Annotated in this window: 15 protein-coding genes and 1 pseudogene; 2 read left to right on the top strand and 14 right to left on the bottom strand. The window is 71.4% G+C overall.

Features of this window, described 5'->3' with window-relative positions; all coding sequences use genetic code 11:
* Positions 1–3: 3 nt before the first annotated feature.
* The 5 genes from ACIRPP_RS15950 to ACIRPP_RS15930 form a co-directional block, all read right to left on the bottom strand.
* A complete protein-coding gene (locus ACIRPP_RS15950) occupies positions 4–957 on the bottom strand; it encodes a helix-turn-helix transcriptional regulator (protein ID WP_403642544.1) in 954 nt (317 codons plus the stop codon).
* 201 nt (positions 958–1158) lie between these two features.
* Complete coding sequence (locus ACIRPP_RS15945; RefSeq protein ID WP_403642542.1) at positions 1159–1530, bottom strand: FKBP-type peptidyl-prolyl cis-trans isomerase; 372 nt, start codon at positions 1528–1530, stop codon at positions 1159–1161.
* A 56-nt stretch (positions 1531–1586) separates the two neighbouring features.
* A complete protein-coding gene (locus ACIRPP_RS15940) occupies positions 1587–2561 on the bottom strand; it encodes an FKBP-type peptidyl-prolyl cis-trans isomerase (protein WP_403642539.1) in 975 nt (324 codons plus the stop codon).
* A 191-nt stretch (positions 2562–2752) separates the two neighbouring features.
* Positions 2753–4114, bottom strand: a complete 1362-nt coding sequence (gene pafA, locus ACIRPP_RS15935) for a Pup--protein ligase (RefSeq protein WP_403642536.1) — start codon at positions 4112–4114, stop codon at positions 2753–2755.
* Positions 4115–4123: 9 nt separating this feature from the next.
* A complete protein-coding gene (locus ACIRPP_RS15930) occupies positions 4124–5383 on the bottom strand; it encodes an MFS transporter (protein WP_403642533.1) in 1260 nt (419 codons plus the stop codon).
* 76 nt (positions 5384–5459) lie between these two features.
* Between ACIRPP_RS15930 and ACIRPP_RS15925 the strand changes: the two genes are divergently transcribed.
* Positions 5460–6512, top strand: coding sequence for a LacI family DNA-binding transcriptional regulator (locus ACIRPP_RS15925; protein ID WP_403642530.1), 1053 nt, complete (start codon positions 5460–5462; stop codon positions 6510–6512).
* Between the two features lie 73 nt (positions 6513–6585).
* Here ACIRPP_RS15925 and prcA read toward each other — a convergent pair whose 3' ends face one another.
* The 6 genes and pseudogenes from prcA to arc form a co-directional block, all read right to left on the bottom strand.
* Positions 6586–7359 carry a proteasome subunit alpha gene (gene prcA / locus ACIRPP_RS15920; protein ID WP_403642527.1) on the bottom strand — a complete coding sequence of 258 codons (774 nt, stop codon included), beginning with the start codon at positions 7357–7359 and terminating at the stop codon, positions 6586–6588.
* Between the two features lie 61 nt (positions 7360–7420).
* Positions 7421–8266: a proteasome subunit beta gene (prcB, locus tag ACIRPP_RS15915; protein WP_164335106.1), complete on the bottom strand. Its 846-nt coding sequence runs from the start codon at positions 8264–8266 to the stop codon at positions 7421–7423.
* Positions 8218–8451 (bottom strand): annotated as a pseudogene (locus tag ACIRPP_RS15910) (endonuclease domain-containing protein); the annotation flags it as partial. The gene prcB and the pseudogene ACIRPP_RS15910, both read right to left, overlap by 49 nt.
* 79 nt (positions 8452–8530) lie before the next feature.
* Positions 8531–8749 carry a ubiquitin-like protein Pup gene (locus tag ACIRPP_RS15905; protein ID WP_164335133.1) on the bottom strand — a complete coding sequence of 73 codons (219 nt, stop codon included), beginning with the start codon at positions 8747–8749 and terminating at the stop codon, positions 8531–8533.
* Between the two features lie 199 nt (positions 8750–8948).
* Positions 8949–10460: a depupylase/deamidase Dop gene (dop, locus tag ACIRPP_RS15900; protein WP_343240650.1), complete on the bottom strand. Its 1512-nt coding sequence runs from the start codon at positions 10458–10460 to the stop codon at positions 8949–8951.
* Between the two features lie 235 nt (positions 10461–10695).
* Positions 10696–12462, bottom strand: a complete 1767-nt coding sequence (gene arc, locus ACIRPP_RS15895; RefSeq protein ID WP_403642523.1) for a proteasome ATPase — start codon at positions 12460–12462, stop codon at positions 10696–10698.
* 245 nt (positions 12463–12707) lie between these two features.
* Between arc and ACIRPP_RS15890 the strand changes: the two genes are divergently transcribed.
* Positions 12708–13013, top strand: a complete 306-nt coding sequence (locus ACIRPP_RS15890; protein WP_403642520.1) for a ferredoxin — start codon at positions 12708–12710, stop codon at positions 13011–13013.
* A 136-nt stretch (positions 13014–13149) separates the two neighbouring features.
* Here ACIRPP_RS15890 and ACIRPP_RS15885 read toward each other — a convergent pair whose 3' ends face one another.
* From ACIRPP_RS15885 to ACIRPP_RS15875, 3 genes are all read right to left on the bottom strand, one after another.
* Entirely contained in the window at positions 13150–13728 is a 579-nt protein-coding gene (locus tag ACIRPP_RS15885; RefSeq protein ID WP_403642517.1) for a hypothetical protein, read from the bottom strand.
* A gap of 353 nt (positions 13729–14081) precedes the next feature.
* Positions 14082–14984: a tRNA (adenine-N1)-methyltransferase gene (locus ACIRPP_RS15880; RefSeq protein ID WP_164335096.1), complete on the bottom strand. Its 903-nt coding sequence runs from the start codon at positions 14982–14984 to the stop codon at positions 14082–14084.
* Between the two features lie 95 nt (positions 14985–15079).
* Complete coding sequence (locus tag ACIRPP_RS15875; RefSeq protein WP_403642514.1) at positions 15080–16729, bottom strand: site-2 protease family protein; 1650 nt, start codon at positions 16727–16729, stop codon at positions 15080–15082.
* Between the last annotated feature and the right edge of the window lie 12 nt (positions 16730–16741).

Raw genomic sequence — 16741 nt, 5'->3', positions numbered from 1 at the left:
CCCTCAGCCCTTGGCGACGGCGCGCAGCCGGTCCACCACGTCGGCCCGCAGCTCCGCGGGCTCCAGGACCACCACGTCCGGTCCGAACTCCACCAGCCAGGCGTCCAGGCCGTGCCCGTACGGGATCTCCAACTCGTCCCACCCGTCGCCGACTTCCCGGACCGCGGTGGCCCGTGCGCGCAGCGGGTACCCGGCGTCGGTCCGCAGCCGGATGCGGGCCGAGCGGTCGGCGGTCTCCCCCGCCCAGCCCGCCACGGTCTCCCGCACGGTGACGACGTCCGGCACGGGGACGGTGAACCGGCCGCTGCGCGAGCGCACCCTGCCGGTGATCCGGGACAGCCGGAAGACCCGCTCGGCGCCCCGGTCGCGGTCCCAGCCGGCCAGGTACCAGTGGCCCCGCCAGCACTCCAGCGCCCACGGTTCGACGTGCCTTTGCTCGGGCTGGGCGGCGGAGGCCTTGCGGTAGTCGAAGACGACGGGGCGGCGGTCGCGGCAGGCGAGCATCAGCGGCTCGAAGGCGGCCTCGTGCACCGGGATGCGGGGTTCGAGGGCGCTGTGGGTGCCGTGCGGGTCGACGTCGTCGGGCAGCCCGGCGGCGCGCAGCTTCTGCAGGGCGCCGCTGGCCGCCCCGGCGAGCCGGGCCTGCTGCCAGACCTTGGCGGCGAGCCCGAGCGCCGCGGCCTCCTCGGCGTCCAGGGTGATGGGCGGCAGCCGGTTGCTGTCGCGGCGGGCGAGGTAGCCGGTCTCGCCGTCGAGGTTCTCGACGGTCTCGATGACGAGTCCGAGTTCGCGCAGGTCGTCCTTGTCGCGCTCGAACATCCGGTTGAAGGAGTCGGTGGAGCCCGCCTCCAGGTAGGCCTCGATGGACTCACGCAGCTCGCGCTTGCTGAGGGGCCGCCGCGTCCCGAGCAGACACAGCGCCAGGTTCATCAGCCGCTCGGCCTTGGCAATGGCCATCGACGCCCTTCGCCTCCCTATGGTGCTTACGACCGATGACCGTACCGCTCCGTGGTGGCGCGGCAAAAGCCGAGGGCCCACGCCCGGACGGGCGTGGACCCCTGATGATCGGCTCCGATCGGTTTCCGACCGGACGTCGCACGACGAACCGACCGTACGGTGATCGCTTCGATCACCGGGTGCCGGCCGGCGGTGCGATGCTCAGACGCCGAGCAGGTCGACCACGAAGATCAGCGTCTCGCCGGGCTTGATCGCCGGCGTCGGGCTCTGGTTGCCGTAGGCCAGGTGCGCGGGGATGGTCAGCTGGCGGCGGCCGCCGACCTTCATGCCCTGCACGCCCTGGTCCCAGCCCTGGATGACCCGGCCGCCGCCCAGCGGGAACCGGAAGGGGGTCCCGCGGTTCCAGCTGGCGTCGAACTCCTCGCCCGTGCTGAACGCGACTCCGACGTAGTGCACGGTGACCGTGTGACCCGCCTGGGCCACCTCGCCGTCACCCTCCCAGATGTCCTTGATCTCGAGGTCCGCCGGGGGCTCGCCGCCCGGGAAGTCGATCTCGGGCTTGTCGATGCTCACTACATATCTCCTTGTTGCGTGACCTGCGAACCCTGACAGTTTCACAGACGCACGGGTCAGACGGTGCCCACGATGTCGACGACGAAGACCAGCGTGTTCTTCGCCAGCTCGCTGCCCGGGTTGGCGCCGTAGGCGAGGGACGGCGGGATCACCAGCAGCACGCGGTCGCCGACGTTCTTGCCGACCAGGCCCTGGTCCCAGCCGGCCACGACCGAGCCGGTGCCGATCTGGAAGGCGGTGGCGCCGCCGTGGTCCCAGGAGGAGTCGAACTTCTTGCCGTCCTCCCACTTGACGCCGGTGTACTGCGCGACGAGTCCCTGACCGGCCTCGACCTTCTTGCCGTCGCCCTTGATCAGGACCTGCTCCTCGAGCTCCTTCGGGGCCTCGGCGCCCTTCGGGACGGTGATCGTGGCGGCCTTCTGCGGCGCCGCCTTCACCTCGGGCAGACCGTCCTCGGTGGCCGCCTGCTCACCCTTGGCCTCGGCCTTGGCGTCGACGGGGGCGGCGGCGACGGTGTCGACCACCCAGACCAGGACGTCCTTCTCGGTGACGCCGGAGGCGGGGTTCAGCCCCGGACCGATCAGGTCGCCCGCGGTGCCCTGCACCAGGGTGCGGCTGCCGACCTGCTTACCCTTCAGGGCGTTCAGGACCTTGGGGGGCAGCTGCCCGCCCTCCTTGCCCAGCTGGGCCACGGACTGCGGCCGGGGGTTCTTGCCCGCCGCGGTGGCCCAGGTGCCGCCGAGCTCCTGCTCCTCGCCCCACTTCACGAGGGACCAGTCGAGCCGGACGAAGTCGGACGCCTTGACGGCCGCCCCCTTGCCCGCCGACACCGTCTTGACCACGGTCTTCTCGGTCGGCTTGGTGTCCTTGGGGTCGGAGATCTCGGGCTTCTGACCGAACTTCCCCTCGACCTGGGCGACGCCGTCCGCGGAGTCGCTGTTCTTGTCGTCGTCCGCGCCGCACGCGGCGGTGAACAGCAGGGCGGGAACGGCCAGCAGCGCCGCGAGGCGCCGGTACGTGTTGTGGTTCATCAGTCCAACTGGGAGTCGGGGGCGTGGGGGCGATGCCCGCCACTCTACGACCTGTGACCCCGTGGACCACGAGAACGCGGTGACGCCCCGGCGAAAGAGGGCGCACCCGGCCGGGAGGCCCGATGCCCCCGGGTGGTGTGGGTCACCACCCGGGGGCATCGCATCCGCACCGGCGCGGCCGGCCCGACCGGTCACATGCCGGCGATCAGCTTCTCCACCCGGTCGTCCACCGAGCGGAACGGGTCCTTGCACAGCACGGTGCGCTGCGCCTGGTCGTTCAGCTTGAGGTGGACCCAGTCGACGGTGAAGTCCCGGCGCTGCTCCTGGGCCCGCCGGATGAAGTCGCCGCGCAGCCGCGCCCGGGTGGTCTGCGGCGGCACGGACTTGCCCTCGAAGATCTTGAGGTCGTTGCAGATCCGGGCGGCCTGCCCCCGCTTCTCGAGGAGGTAATACAGACCACGACGCCGGTGGATGTCGTGGTAGGCGAGGTCTATCTGCGCGACCCGCGGATTCGACATGGTCATGTTGTGCTTGGCCCGGTACCGCTCGATGAGCTTGTACTTCATGACCCAGTCGATCTCGGTGCCGATGCGGTCGAGGTCCTCCTCCTCGATGGCGTCCAGGGTGCGGCCCCACAGCTCCAGCACCTGCTCCACCGTGCCGGTGCGGATGCCCCGGCGCTCGCAGAAGTCCAGCGCCTTCTCGTAGTACTCGCGCTGCACCTCCAGGGCGGACGCCTCACGTCCGCTGGCCAGGCGCACCTTGCGCCGGCCGGTGATGTCGTGGCTCACCTCGCGGATCGCCCGGATCGGGTTCTCCAGGGTGAGGTCCCGCATGACGGTGCCCGCCTCGATCATGCGCAGCACCAGGTCGGTGGCGCCGACCTTGAGCAGCATGGTCGTCTCGGACATGTTCGAGTCGCCCACGATGACGTGCAGCCGGCGGTAGCGCTCGGCGTCCGCGTGCGGCTCGTCGCGGGTGTTGATGATCGGCCGGGAGCGGGTCGTCGCCGAGGAGACGCCCTCCCAGATGTGCTCGGCCCGCTGGCTGACGCAGAACACGGCTCCGCGCGGCGTCTGCAGCACCTTGCCCGCGCCGCACAGGAGCTGGCGGGTCACCAGGAAGGGGATGAGGATGTCGGCGAGCCGGGAGAACTCCCCGTGCCGGGCGACGAGATAGTTCTCGTGGCACCCGTAGGAGTTTCCCGCGGAATCGGTGTTGTTCTTGAAGAGGTAGACGTCGCCCGCGATTCCCTCCTCGTGCAGGCGTCGTTCGGCGTCCACCAGGAGTCCTTCGAGAATGCGCTCCCCGGCCTTGTCGTGGGTGACCAGTTCGGTCACGTTGTCACACTCGGGGGTGGCGTATTCCGGGTGTGATCCCACGTCGAGATAAAGGCGGGCACCGTTGCGCAGAAAGACGTTGCTGCTTCGGCCCCATGACACGACACGGCGGAAGAGGTACCGCGCCACCTCGTCAGGAGACAGGCGCCGCTGTCCCCTGAACGTGCACGTGACGCCGTACTCGTTCTCCAGCCCGAAAATGCGGCGGTCCATGACTGAACATTACGCCCGATCCTCTGAACTGAAACGGGGTTCGAGGGCACGGTTCGGATCATTTTCCGAACGGGCCGCAACCACCGCCCTGCCGACCGGAACTGCTATTACCCTTCTTGTGGCGATCAAAACCAGCAGGGACACGCCACCGGCCGCGCCGGGCACCGCGAAACCCCACAGGGCGCCGCCGGCCTCGACGACCGGGCCCGCCACGCCCGTTCCGGCCGACGCGCCCACGGTGAAGGTGGTCACCAGCCAGGAGAACGCCTCCGTGACCGTGCCGCGCGGCGCGTGCCGGTCGACGAGCACGAAGGCACAGGCGATGGCCGGGGCGAGGAACACGCCGGCGAGCGCGGCGAGCAGCGTCATGGCGACCGGGCCCGGCATCAGCATGAGCGGCAGGTAACACACCGCCAGAAGGGCCACCAGCACCCGCAGTCGACGCCCGGGTTCGCCCCGCCAGCCGCGCGCCCCGTACGCCAGGCCGCCGACAAGGGCTCCGAAGCCGAGGCCCGCCATCAGCCAGCCGTACACGACGTCGCCGCCGTTGTCGTCCCCGTAGGACACCGCGGCCACGGTGATGGAGCCGAGCGCCATGCCGATGAACAGGAAGGCGGCCAGCAGGGCGAGGAGCCCCGGGGAGCGCAGGGCGCCCAGCCAGTGCGCCTCGCGCGGCGCGGAGCGCCATGCGCGGGAGGGTGCCGAGACGACCACGGACAGCGCGCCGAGCACCCCGACGGCGTTGAGCACGAGCAGGGCCGCCTGGGCCGACCACAGGGCGGCGCACACCGTCACGAGCAGCGGCCCGACGGTGAACATCACCTCCTGGGCCACGGCGTCCAGGGCGTACGCCCGGTGCACGTGGTTCTCCTTGGGCAGCACCGTGGCCCACAGGGCCCGCAGTCCGCCCTCCAGCGGGGGCGTGAACAGCCCGGCGGCGGCCACGGCCGCGTAGGCCAGGGGCAGCGGACCGATGCCCGCGAAGGCGAACACGGCCATGGCGAGGGCCGAGAGCACGGCGGCGGGCAGCTGCACCCGGGGCTGGCCGCGCAGGTCCACCAGCCGCCCGAGCACCGGCTGGCCGACGGCGTTCGCCACGCCGTAGACCGCCGCGAGGGCACCCGCCAGGCTGTAGGAGCCCCCCTCGGCGCGCACGAAGAGCACGATGGCGATGGCCGCGGTCGCGTTGGGCAGCCGTCCCACCAGCGTGCCGACAAGCAGCCGGGCGGCGTGCCGCACCCGGAGGATCTCCAGGTATCCCGTGGCCATGCCGAGCCCTCCGCTCACCGGCCGTTCCGGGGCCGGACCGTGGGTTGTACGTATAACGGCCGGTTCCATACGTACCATGTCGGCTGTTCGCCAGTCCAGACGAAGGAGCGGTCCGACGGTGGCACGAGCCAGCACGCGACCCACGAGCCGGGACGTCGCCCGGGCCGCCGGTGTCTCCCAGGCCGCGGTCTCCCTGGTCCTGGGCGACAAGTGGCGCGGCCGGGTCTCCGAGACCACCGCGCAGCGCGTCCGCGAGGCCGCGGACAGCCTCGGCTACCGGCCCAACCTCGCCGCCCGCAACCTGCGCCTGGGCCGCACCCGTACGGTCCTGCTGGTGGTTCCCGCGCTCACCACGGAGTTCTTCGCCGGGGTCTACACCGGCGCCGCGCGCGTCGCCGGCCGGCACGGCTTCGGTGTGGTGCTCTACCCCTCCCCGGAGGGCATCGGCCCGGCCCGCGACCCCTTCGCGTCCGCACAGGCCGCCCTGGACGGCGTCATCGCCTCCTCCATGGCAGCCGACGCCCTCAGCGCGATCCGGGGCGACCAGCTGCCCCTGGTGATGCTGGACAGCGACCCGGCGGCCGGGGTGGGCGCGGCCACGGTGAACCTGGACATCGCCGACGGCGTCCGCCAGGTCGCCCGGCACCTGCTGGACCTCGGCCACCGGCGCTTCGTGCACCTGGCCGCGGACGTGGCGTCCTGGACCTTCGAGGTGCGCGCCCGCGAACTGGCCGCCCGGCTGGAGGACGTCCCGGGCGCGTCCGTGCGCACCGTCTCCTCGCCCATCTCGATCAGGGGCGCGGAGGCCGCCGCCGGGGCCGCCCTCGCGGGCGGGGACCGGCCCACGGCCGTCGTATGCGACGACGACCAGCTGGCGGCCGGTGTCTACAAGGCGGCCCGCAGGCTCGGCCTGCGGATCCCCGACGACCTCTCCGTCACGGGGCTGGACGACCTGGCCCTGGCCACGGCCATCGACCCGGAACTGACCACGGTGCGGTTCGACGCCGAGCTGTTCGGCGAGCGCGGCATGCGGGCGCTGCTGGCCGTGCTGGAGCAGCGCGCGCCCGACGCGGACGACATCCCCGTCGACCTGGTGGTGCGGGGGTCCACCGGCCCCGCACCGGACTGACGGGCCGCGCATGACGGTGCACCGCGCGCTGCCGGCCCGCAGGCCCGGCCGCGCACGGCGCACCCGTGCCCGGCTACTCGGTGTCCGAGCCCCCGGACTCCGTCTCCGCCTCGGTGTCCGCTTCGGCCTCCGACGCCGTCTCGGCGCCGCCGGCCTCCAGCAGGCGCACCAGCTGGCGCCCGGTGATGCGCTTGAACTTGCGCTTCTGCGGCCGGGTGCGGTCCAGCACCGCCACCTCCAGCCGCTCGGCGGGGATCTCCCGCTCACTGCCGTTGGTGTCCCGCGACAGCGACTGCACGGCCAGCTTCAGCGCCTCGGCCAGGGTCATGCCGTCCTGGTGCCGCTGGTCGAGGTAGCCGCTGATCTGCTCCGCGTTGCCGCCGACCGCCACCGAGCCGTGTTCGTCGACGATGGAGCCGTCGTGCGGCAGCCGGTAGATCTGGTCCTGGTCCGGGGTCTCACCGACCTCGGCGACCACCAGCTCCACCTCGTACGGCTTCTCGCCGACGCTGGAGAAGATGGTGCCCAGCGTCTGCGCGTAGACGTTGGCCAGGCCCCGGGCGGTCACGTCGTGCCGGGCGTAGGTGTAGCCGCGCAGGTCGGCGTACCGGACGCCGCCGATGCGGAGGTTCTCGTACTCGTTGTACTTGCCGGCGGCGGCGAAGCCGATCCGGTCGTAGATCTCGCTGAACTTGTGCAGCGCGCGGGACGGGTTCTCGCCGACGAAGACGATGCCGTCGGCGTACTGCAGCACGACCAGGCTGCGGCCACGGGCGATGCCTTTGCGGGCGTACTCGGCCCGGTCGGCCATCGCCTGCTGGGGGGAGACATAGAACGGCGTCGACACCGGTTATCCGTCCCTTTCTGTCGAAGTCACTGGACCACCTTGAAACATCCGGACCGCCCGCCTACAGCAGCGAGGCCCGCGGGCCGTCGGGCTGCTCCAGCCGCCGCTCCAGCACGGACCGGGCGATCCCGGACGCCTCGTCCTCGGTGAGCCGGCGGAAGCCGTCCTCGGTGATCACGGTGACGATCGGGTAGATCCGGCGGGCGACATCGGGACCACCGGTCGCCGAGTCGTCGTCTGCCGCGTCGTACAGGGCCTGCACCACCAGCGTGGTGGCCTCGGCCTCGCTCAGGTCCTCCCGGAACAGCTTCTTCATCGCGCCGCGCGCGAAGATCGAGCCCGACCCGGTGGCGGCGAACCCCTGCTCCTCGGAACGGCCGCCCGTGACGTCGTAGGAGAAGATCCGCCCCTTCTCCCGGTCCACGTCGTACCCGGCGAACAGCGGGACCACGGCCAGGCCCTGCATGGCCATGCCCAGGTTGGAGCGGATCATGGTCGACAGGCGGTTGGCCTTGCCCTCCAGGGACAGCTGCGCGCCCTCGACCTTCTCGAAGTGCTCCAGCTCCAGCTGGAACAGCTTCACCATCTCCACGGCCAGGCCCGCCGTGCCGGCGATGCCCACCGCGGAGTACTCGTCGGCGGGGAACACCTTCTCGATGTCCCGCTGGGCGATGACGTTGCCCATGGTGGCCCGCCGGTCCCCGGCGAGGACGACCCCGCCGGGGAAGGTCACGGAGACGATGGTGGTGCCGTGGGGAGCCTCGATCGCGCCCTGGACGGGCGGCAGCTTCCTGCGCCCCGGCAGCAGGTCCGGCTGGTGTTCGGAGAGGAAGTCCATGAAGGAGGAAGACCCTGGCGTCAGGAAGGCAGCAGGCAGACGCCCGGTGTCACGAGTGTTGGCTTCCACGAGGTTCCCTCCAGATAGGCGGCAGCCCGACGGATGCGGTCGGGATCGTCTCCCAACTTGCCGATGGCCGAATTGCAGTTGAAGCACAGTACGTCACGGACCCTACCCGCCACGCGGCAATGATCCACATGCGATACGGGTCTTTCCGGGACGGGTCCGGTGCAGCGCGAACGCTGTCCGCGGCAGGTCTGGGCGCACCGCGGACAGCGTTCACACTCTCTTCGATTGCGAAGTACGGCACCTGCTCGGCCTTCGGACCGAAGGTTACTCGCCGCCCTTTTGGACGAAGGACCTGACGAAGTCCTCGGCGTTGGCCTCCAGGACGTCGTCGATCTCGTCGAGGACGTCGTCCACGTCCTCGTTGAGCTTCTCCTGGCGCTCCTTGAGGTCCTCGGAAGCCTGCGCGTCCTGCGTCTGCTCCTCGACCTCCTCGGTGGAGCGCGTGGCCTTCTGCTGCCCGCCGCCGGTGTCCTTGGTCGCCATAACCCTCACCCCGCTCAGTTCGCCCGACATGGTCGGCATGACGCCGATCGGTGATGATCAGACCCTACAAGCCTGGTCCGACAATGCCCCCGTACTTGCTCCAACGTACGGGGACCACCTCGATGATTCCCGCCGACGGGGCGTTCCACCCCGTCGGCGGGCCGTTCGCGGCTCCCCGGGTACCCCGGGGCGCTCCGGTTCAGTTCCCGGACAGGACCCTGACCAGGTCTTCCGCCGTGCGGCAGCGGTCCAGGAGCTCCTTGACGTGATTACGCGTTCCGCGAAGCGGTTCGAGGGTTGGGACCCTCTGGAGCGAGTCGCGGCCCGGCAGATCGAAGATCACGGAGTCCCAGGAGGCCGCCGCCACGTCGTCCGCGTACTGCTCCAGGCAGCGTCCGCGGAAGTACGCTCGCGTGTCCTCCGGCGGCTTCGTACGGGCCCGCTCGACCTCCGCCTCGTCCAGCAGCCGCTTCATCCGGCCGCGGGCCACCAGCCGGTTGTAGAGACCCTTGTCGGGGCGTACGTCGGCGTACTGGAGGTCCACCAGGTGCAGCCGGGCGGCGTCCCAGTCCAGGCCGTCGCGGCGCCGGTAGCCCTCCATCAGCTCCCGCTTGGCGACCCAGTCCAGCTCGCCGGCCAGGCTCATCGGGTCGTTCTCCAGACGGGTGAGGGTGTCCTCCCAGCGGGCCAGGACGTCCTTGGTCTGGTCGTCGGCGTCCGCCCCGAACCGCTCCTCCACGTACTTGCGGGCCAGCTCGTAGTACTCCATCTGGAGCTGGACCGCGGTCAGGGTCCGGCCGCTGCGCAGCGTGACGAGGCGCTTCAGCGACGGGTCGTGGGAGACCTGGTGGAGGGTGCGGACCGGCTGGTCGACGGCCAGGTCCACGGCGATGAAGCCGTCCTCGATCATCGACAGCACCAGGGCGGTGGTGCCCAGCTTCAGGTAGGTCGAGATCTCCGACAGGTTCGCGTCGCCGATGATCACATGCAGGCGCCGGTACTTCTCGGCGTCCGCGTGCGGTTCGTCGCGGGTGTTGATGATCGGGCGCTTCAGCGTGGTCTCCAGGCCCACCTCGACCTCGAAGTAGTCCGCCCGCTGGCTGATCTGGAAGCCGTGCTCGTGGCCGTCCTGGCCGATGCCGACGCGGCCGGCCCCGGCGAAGACCTGGCGGGAGACGAAGAAGGGCGTCAGGTGGCGCACGATGTCCGAAAACGGGGTGGCCCGCTTCATCAGGTAGTTCTCGTGCGTGCCGTAGGAGGCGCCCTTGTTGTCGGTGTTGTTCTTGTAGAGGTGGATCGGCTGGGCGCCGGGCAGTGCGGCCGCCCGTTCGGCGGCCTCGGCCATGATGCGCTCGCCGGCCTTGTCCCACAGCACGGCGTCGCGCGGGTTGGTGACCTCCGGTGCGCTGTACTCGGGGTGCGCGTGGTCCACGTAGAGGCGGGCCCCGTTGGTGAGGATCACGTTCGCCAGGCCGATGTCCTCGTCGGTGAGCTGGCTGGCGTCGGCGGCCTCCCGGGCGAGGTCGAAGCCTCGCGCGTCCCGCAGCGGGTTCTCCTCCTCGAAGTCCCAGCGGGCCCTGCGTGCCCGGTGCATCGCCGCCGCGTAGGCGTTCACGATCTGGGACGAGGTGAGCATGGCATTGGCGTTCGGGTGGCCGGGGACGGAGATCCCGTACTCCGTCTCGATGCCCATTACTCGCCGTACGGTCATGCGGCCCTCCTTGCCCGGCAGCGCTCCCGGTCGGGGGCGCTGCTCAAGTACCGCTGGCGCTCAGATGCGTGTGCGGTGCCCGTCCCCGCACTGCGCGACTCGGCGGTATGCAAGAGCCTAGAACGCCTCTGCGCCGGTGGGGAGATCATTTGCGTCATTGCTGTGCTCCAGCCGTGGCCCCGAAAAACAGTCGGCTGCGGGTACCCGCCGAGGGCACCCGCAGCCGCCCTGCCTTTTACAGGTACTGACCGGTATTCGCCACCGTGTCGATGGACCGGCCGGTGTCCGCGCCCTGCTTTCCGGTGATGAGCGTACGGATGTAGACGATCCGCTCGCCCTTCTTTCCGGAGATGCGCGCCCAGTCGTCCGGGTTGGTGGTGTTGGGCAGGTCCTCGTTCTCCTTGAACTCGTCCACACAGGCCTGGAGCAGGTGGGAGACGCGGAGACCCTTCTGGTTCTTCTCGAGGAAGTCCTTGATGGCCATCTTCTTGGCCCGGCCCACGATGTTCTCGATCATGGCGCCGGAATTGAAGTCCTTGAAGTACAGAACTTCCTTGTCACCATTGGCGTAGGTGACCTCCAGGAAGCGGTTCTCCTCGGACTCGGCGTACATCTGTTCCACGGCGGTCTGGATCATGCTCTGGACCGTCATGCCCTTGTCGCCGCCGTGCTCGGTGAGGTCGTCGCCGTGCAGCGGGAGGCGCTCGGTGAGGTACTTGCCGAAGATGTCCTTGGCCGCCTCGGCGTCCGGACGCTCGATCTTGATCTTCACGTCGAGCCGGCCGGGCCGCAGGATCGCGGGGTCGATCATGTCCTCACGGTTGGAGGCGCCGATGACCACCACGTTCTCCAGGCCCTCCACACCGTCGATCTCGGCCAGCAGCTGCGGGACGATGGTGTTCTCCACGTCCGAGCTGACACCGGATCCACGGGTGCGGAAGAGGGACTCCATCTCGTCGAAGAAGACGATGACGGGCGTGCCCTCGCTGGCCTTCTCACGAGCCCGCTGGAAGACCAGGCGGATCTGCCGCTCGGTCTCGCCGACGTACTTGTTGAGCAGCTCCGGGCCCTTGATGTTGAGGAAGAAGCTCTTGCCCGCGGCCTGCCCGGTCACCTCGGCCACCTTCTTGGCGAGCGAGTTCGCGACGGCCTTGGCGATGAGCGTCTTTCCGCATCCGGGGGGCCCGTAGAGCAGGACACCCTTGGGCGGACGCAGTTCGTGCTCGCGGAACAGGTCCGGGTAGAGGTACGGCAGCTCGACCGCGTCCCGGATGGCCTCGATCTGGTTGCCGAGGCCGCCGATCTGCTCGTATCCGATGTCGGGGACCTCTTCGAGGACGAGTTCCTCGACCTCGCTCTTGGGGACGACCTCGTAGACGTACCCGGAGCGCGGCTCCATCAGCAGGGCGTCGCCGGGGCGGATGGTGATGTCCAGCAGCGGCTCCGCGAGCCGCACCACCCGCTCCTCGTCGGTGTGCCCGACCACCAGGGCGCGCTCGCCGTCCTCGAGGATCTCCTTGAGGGTGACGATGTCGCCGACACGCTCGAACTCCATGGCCTCGACCACGTTGAGCGCCTCGTTGAGCATGACCTCCTGGCCACGCCGGAGCCCGTCGAGCTCCACGCCCGGGCTGACGTTCACCCGGAGCTTGCGGCCGCCGGTGAAGATGTCGGCGGTGCCGTCCTCGTTCGCCGTGAGGAAGACTCCGAAGCCGGCCGGGGGCTGGGCGAGCCGGTCGACCTCCTCCTTGAGGGCCACGATCTGGTCGCGGGCCTCACGGAGCGTGTTGGCGAGTCGTTCGTTCTGGGCGGACACGCCGGCCAGGTTGGTCTGCAGCTCGACGATCCGCTCTTCGAGAATCCTCGTGTGTCGCGGAGAGTCGGCGAGCTTACGTCGCAGGACGGCGATCTCCTGCTCAAGGTAGGCGATCTGCCCGGTCGGGTCGTCGGACCCGCGTCCCGGGCGGATGCCGCGGTTCATGTCGTCGTCGTGGGCTGCCACGGTCCTCACCTCCTCCAAGGGGAGCTGGACGCTTCCAGACCCTACCTGGGCGGGTGTCGATTGAAACCCCTAGATCACAAAGACGGTCGGGGTGTGTCCGATCTTCACCCTTGCGCTCTCCCTCACGCCAGGGGAATACCCACCGACGATGATTGGAATCCCGGCGCGGGTAGGGTCGAAGTGTTCAACACCCGTCGGAGCTGGCCGGATTCCCGTCCCTTCCGACGCAGCGATCGGCAGGAGAGATGAGCGTGCAGCAGGAGGCCGGGGTCCGCGAGGAGGCGCTGGAGGTCTGGATCGACCAGGACCTGTGTACGGGCGACGGCATCTGCGCCCAGTACGCGCCGGAGGTGTTCGAGCTCGACATCGACGGCCTGGCCTACGTGAAGAGTCCGGACGACGAGCTGCTTCAGGACAAGGGCGCGACAACGCCCGTGCCGCTGCCCCTCCTCACCGATGTGGTCGACTCGGCGAAGGAGTGTCCCGGCGAGTGCATCCACGTCCGCCGGGTGACGGACGGCGTCGAGGTGTACGGGCCGGACGCGGCGTGACGGGCGGGGCACGGACCGTCATGTCCGTCTGATTCCTCGCCCGCCGGAGTGCGCTCCGGGGCCGCGCGCCCGCGCGTGCCCCCTCACGCGCGCGGCCCGTACGACCGGCCCGGTGGCCGCCGGTTCCCGGGCGCGGTCAGACGCTCCGGGCGCCGGACGGCGTGGAGCGCGTGAACGAGCCGTTGTCCCAACGCCATTTCACGCTCTCGCGCACGTCGGGGCAGCAACTGGGCACGTCGGAGGACGAGTAGCCGAGGAGGGTGGCGTGCACGTCGCCCGCGTCCACCGAGAAGTCGTCGACGTTGGTGCGGTCTCCCGGGTCGACGAGGGTGGCGACCACCCGCTCGGTCGCGTCGTCGGCGGACCGGGTCAGCACGTACACGCCGTCCGGCGGGGTGCCCATGGGCGCGTCGCAGTGGACCACGGCCACGGTCTCGGGGCGGCCGTCCCCGTCGAGGTCACCGGACGCCTGCTTCTTCACGACCTGCTGCACCGGGCCGCAGTCGAAGGGGAACTCCACACCCGCCGGGTCCGGCGGGGCGCCGTGCGCCGGCGCGCTCCTGGTCTGCGGGCCGGGGCTCTGGGCCGCGGTCGCGGAGCCGGGCTGGAACAGCGACGACAGCGCGACGACACCGGCGAGGGCCGTCGCGGTGGCGACCCAGTGGATCGGGCGGGCGTGCGTGTGCGCGAGTTCCGGGACCGCGGAAGGCTGCACGAGGAGTGCCTCCTGTGAGGGCTGTGCCGGTGGGGGTGGCCAGCATCGTGCCACACGTCACAGGACGGAGGGAACGGCGGGGGGTGTGGGTTCCCGCCGCGGGGGAACCGGGGCGGATCCGGCCGCGGGCCGGGGATCCCGTCGGAGGGTCAACGCACGGGCGCCGTGGCACAGTTCCCGCGGGTGCGGGGGGCACGGGGGCCGGCGGCCGGGCGGGGTGCGGGGGGGGGGGGCCGGCGCGGGGGGGGGCCCCCCCCCCCGGGCCCCCCCCCCCGGGGCGCGGGGGCGGGGGGGGGGGGGGGGGCGCCCCCCCCCCCCCCCCGCGCCCGTGCGTTGTCGTGGCGGGGGTCGCGTCAGCGGGTGGCGCCGCCGTCGGCGTTGGGGCCCGCGTAGTCCTCGCCGTAGGCGCCCTTGGCGGGGCGGCGGCGGCGCATGGGCGGCTCGACGCCGTCGGCGAGACGGCGGGCGGTGAGCAGGAAGCCGGTGTGGCCGATCATCCGGTGGTCCGGGCGGACGGCCAGGCCCTCGATGTGCCAGTTGCGGATCATCGTCTCCCAGGAGGTCGGCTCGTTGAAGCAGCCGATCTCGCGGATGGACTCCACCGTGCGGGCGAGCTGGGTGGTGGTCGCCACGTAGCAGCACAGGATGCCGCCGGGCACGAGCGCCTTGGAGACGGCCTCCAGGCACTCCCAGGGGGCCAGCATGTCGAGGATGACGCGGTCCACGTCGGCGTCGGACAGGTTGTCCTGGAGGTCGCCGACGGTGAGCTGCCAGGCGGGGTGCGGGCCGCCGAAGTAGCGCTCGACGTTCTGCCGGGCGATGTCGGCGAAGTCCTCGCGGCGCTCGTAGCTGTGCAGCATGCCCTGGTCGCCGATGGCCCGCAGCAGGAAGCTGCTCAGCGAGCCGGAGCCCACACCGGCCTCCACGACGCGCGCGCCGGGGAAGATGTCGGCGAAGGCGAGGATCTGTCCCGCGTCCTTCGGGTAGACGACGGCCGCCCCGCGGGGCATGGACAGGACGTAGTCGGGGAGCAGGGGGCGCAGCGCGAGGTAGGCGACGTTCCCGGTGGTGCGGACAACGCTGCCCTCGGGAGCGCCGATCAGTTCGTCGTGCGGGAAGGAACCCTTGTGGGTGTGGAAATTCTTCCCGGCCTCGAGCGTGAACGTGTAGTGGCGGCCCTTGGGGTCGGTCAGCTGAACCTGGTCCCCGACCTTGAAGGGCCCGCGCCTGCGGGCGGCACCGGTCGGTTCGGACATGTGACCAGCCTACCGGTCCCCGGAGGGGCCGCCGACCACCTCCGGGGCGTGCGGGGGCCGGGGCGGCGAAGCGGTGCTCCTCCGTCCCGGCGGGCTCAGCTGGGCCGTGCCATGGCCTTCACGAACGCCCGTTCCACGTCCGCCGCGGACAGCACGCCGTAGATCTCGCCGGTGTCCTCGACCACCAGGTACTCGGTCGCCGGGGTCGCCCGCAGCACCTCCAGCAGGTCCTCGCCCGCCAGCTCGGCGGAGACCCGCATGCCGTCGGTGATGTCCTGGGAGAGTCCGGAGACCGGCACCCAGGGGCGGCGGTGCTCGGGCACGCCGACGATGGCGGCCTCGCGCACCAGGGACAGCGGGGTGCCGTCGGGATCGACGACGACCAGGGCGCGGGCCCCGGCGGCGTTGGCCCGGCGCAGGGCCTCGGACAGGGGGGTGTCGTTCTCCACCGGGACGGCGCGGCGGGTGAGGGTGCGGGCGCGCAGCTCGGGGAGGTGTTCCCGCAGGCGGGCCATGCGCAGGCTGTTGCCGGCGCCGGTCCAGATGATGGCGGCCAGGATCGCGGCGAGCAGGGCGTCCAGGACGGTGTCCATGCCGACGCCGTCGGCGGCGGCGGAGCCGAGCGCGCCGGACTGGGTGAGCAGCGGCAGCCCGACGAGGACGGACACGGCGAGGGCGCGGCCGACCCAGGCGGCGGCGACGGTGCCGGTCATCGGCCTGCCGGTGAGTTTCCAGACCACCGCGCGGAGCATCCGGCCGCCGTCGAGCGGGAGGCCCGGCAGGAGATTGAAGACGGCGACGATGAGGTTGGAGATCATCAGGCCGGCCAGCAGGACCCCGGGCACGGAGCTGGGGTCGACGGCGAGCAGGCCGAGGTAGAAGACGCCGGACAGCACGAGGGAGAGCAGCGGGCCGACGAAGGCGAGCACGAACTCCCGGCCGGGGGTCTCGGCCTCCTTCTCGATCTCGGAGACGCCGCCGAAGAACTGCAGCTGGATGCGGCGCACGGGCAGCTTGAAGCGGAGCGCGGCGAGGGTGTGGGCCAGCTCGTGTACCAGGACCGAGGCGTAGAAGGCGACGGCGAAGAACAGGGACACCAGGTAGCTGGCGGCGCCGAGCTCGGGCAGGACGCGGTCGATCTGCCCGCCGAACACCCAGGTGATGAGGATGGCGACGAGGAACCAGCTCGGCGCCACGTACACCGGAACGCCGAACGGCCGCCCCATCAGCAGTCCGCCGCGCTGCTGCTCGGGAGGCCGCTGGGGGCCCTTGCCGGGGCCGGAGTGGGCGAGCGTGCGGTCGTCCTCGGTCCCGCCGGGTGCCGCCGTCGGCGGAGGCGGCGGGGGCGGCGGGTGGGGGGCGCCGGGACCGGGAGTCCGGGTGTCCCCTCCGGCGGCCGGGGGCGCCACAGGGGCGTCGGGCCGTTCCGGCGCGGCCGGGGGCCCGTCGGCGGTGGGGCGGTCGTCCGGGGCGGGCCGGCCGGGAGCGGGCCGGTCCTCGCCGTCGGCGGGGGCGCCGGTGTGCGGGTGTCCCGTCTCCCCGGGTGTGCCGCTGACGGGGCCGGGCCGGGCAGGGTCGGCGCCGGGCCGGGGCGCGTCGGTCCCGGCCGGAGCGTCCGGTGCCGGGCCCTGGGCGCCGTCCCGGGTGGTGGTGTCGTCGGGGGCCGGTTCCGAGCGGCCCGAGGGGTGCTCGGTCGATTCGTCGTTGCCGGACCGCGGCCGCCCGCGCCCGCCACTTGCCTCCACCGGTGTCCCCTC

Source organism: Streptomyces sp. NPDC101219 (assembly GCF_044767675.1).
Classification (GTDB): Bacteria; Actinomycetota; Actinomycetes; order Streptomycetales; family Streptomycetaceae; genus Streptomyces.
This window is presented reverse-complemented; position numbering and strand designations above follow the sequence as displayed.

Excerpts from the sequence above, each read along its gene's own strand:
- ACIRPP_RS15950 (WP_403642544.1), bottom strand. The coding sequence starts at position 957 with ATGGCCATTGCCAAGGCCGAGCGGCTGATGAACCTGGCGCTGTGTCTG.
- ACIRPP_RS15940 (WP_403642539.1), bottom strand. The coding sequence starts at position 2,561 with ATGAACCACAACACGTACCGGCGCCTCGCGGCGCTGCTGGCCGTTCCC.
- pafA (WP_403642536.1), bottom strand. The coding sequence starts at position 4,114 with ATGGACCGCCGCATTTTCGGGCTGGAGAACGAGTACGGCGTCACGTGC.
- ACIRPP_RS15930 (WP_403642533.1), bottom strand. The coding sequence starts at position 5,383 with ATGGCCACGGGATACCTGGAGATCCTCCGGGTGCGGCACGCCGCCCGG.
- ACIRPP_RS15925 (WP_403642530.1), top strand. The coding sequence starts at position 5,460 with ATGTCGGCTGTTCGCCAGTCCAGACGAAGGAGCGGTCCGACGGTGGCA.
- ACIRPP_RS15905 (WP_164335133.1), bottom strand. The coding sequence starts at position 8,749 with ATGGCGACCAAGGACACCGGCGGCGGGCAGCAGAAGGCCACGCGCTCC.
- dop (WP_343240650.1), bottom strand. The coding sequence starts at position 10,460 with ATGACCGTACGGCGAGTAATGGGCATCGAGACGGAGTACGGGATCTCC.
- ACIRPP_RS15890 (WP_403642520.1), top strand. The coding sequence starts at position 12,708 with ATGAGCGTGCAGCAGGAGGCCGGGGTCCGCGAGGAGGCGCTGGAGGTC.
- ACIRPP_RS15880 (WP_164335096.1), bottom strand. The coding sequence starts at position 14,984 with ATGTCCGAACCGACCGGTGCCGCCCGCAGGCGCGGGCCCTTCAAGGTC.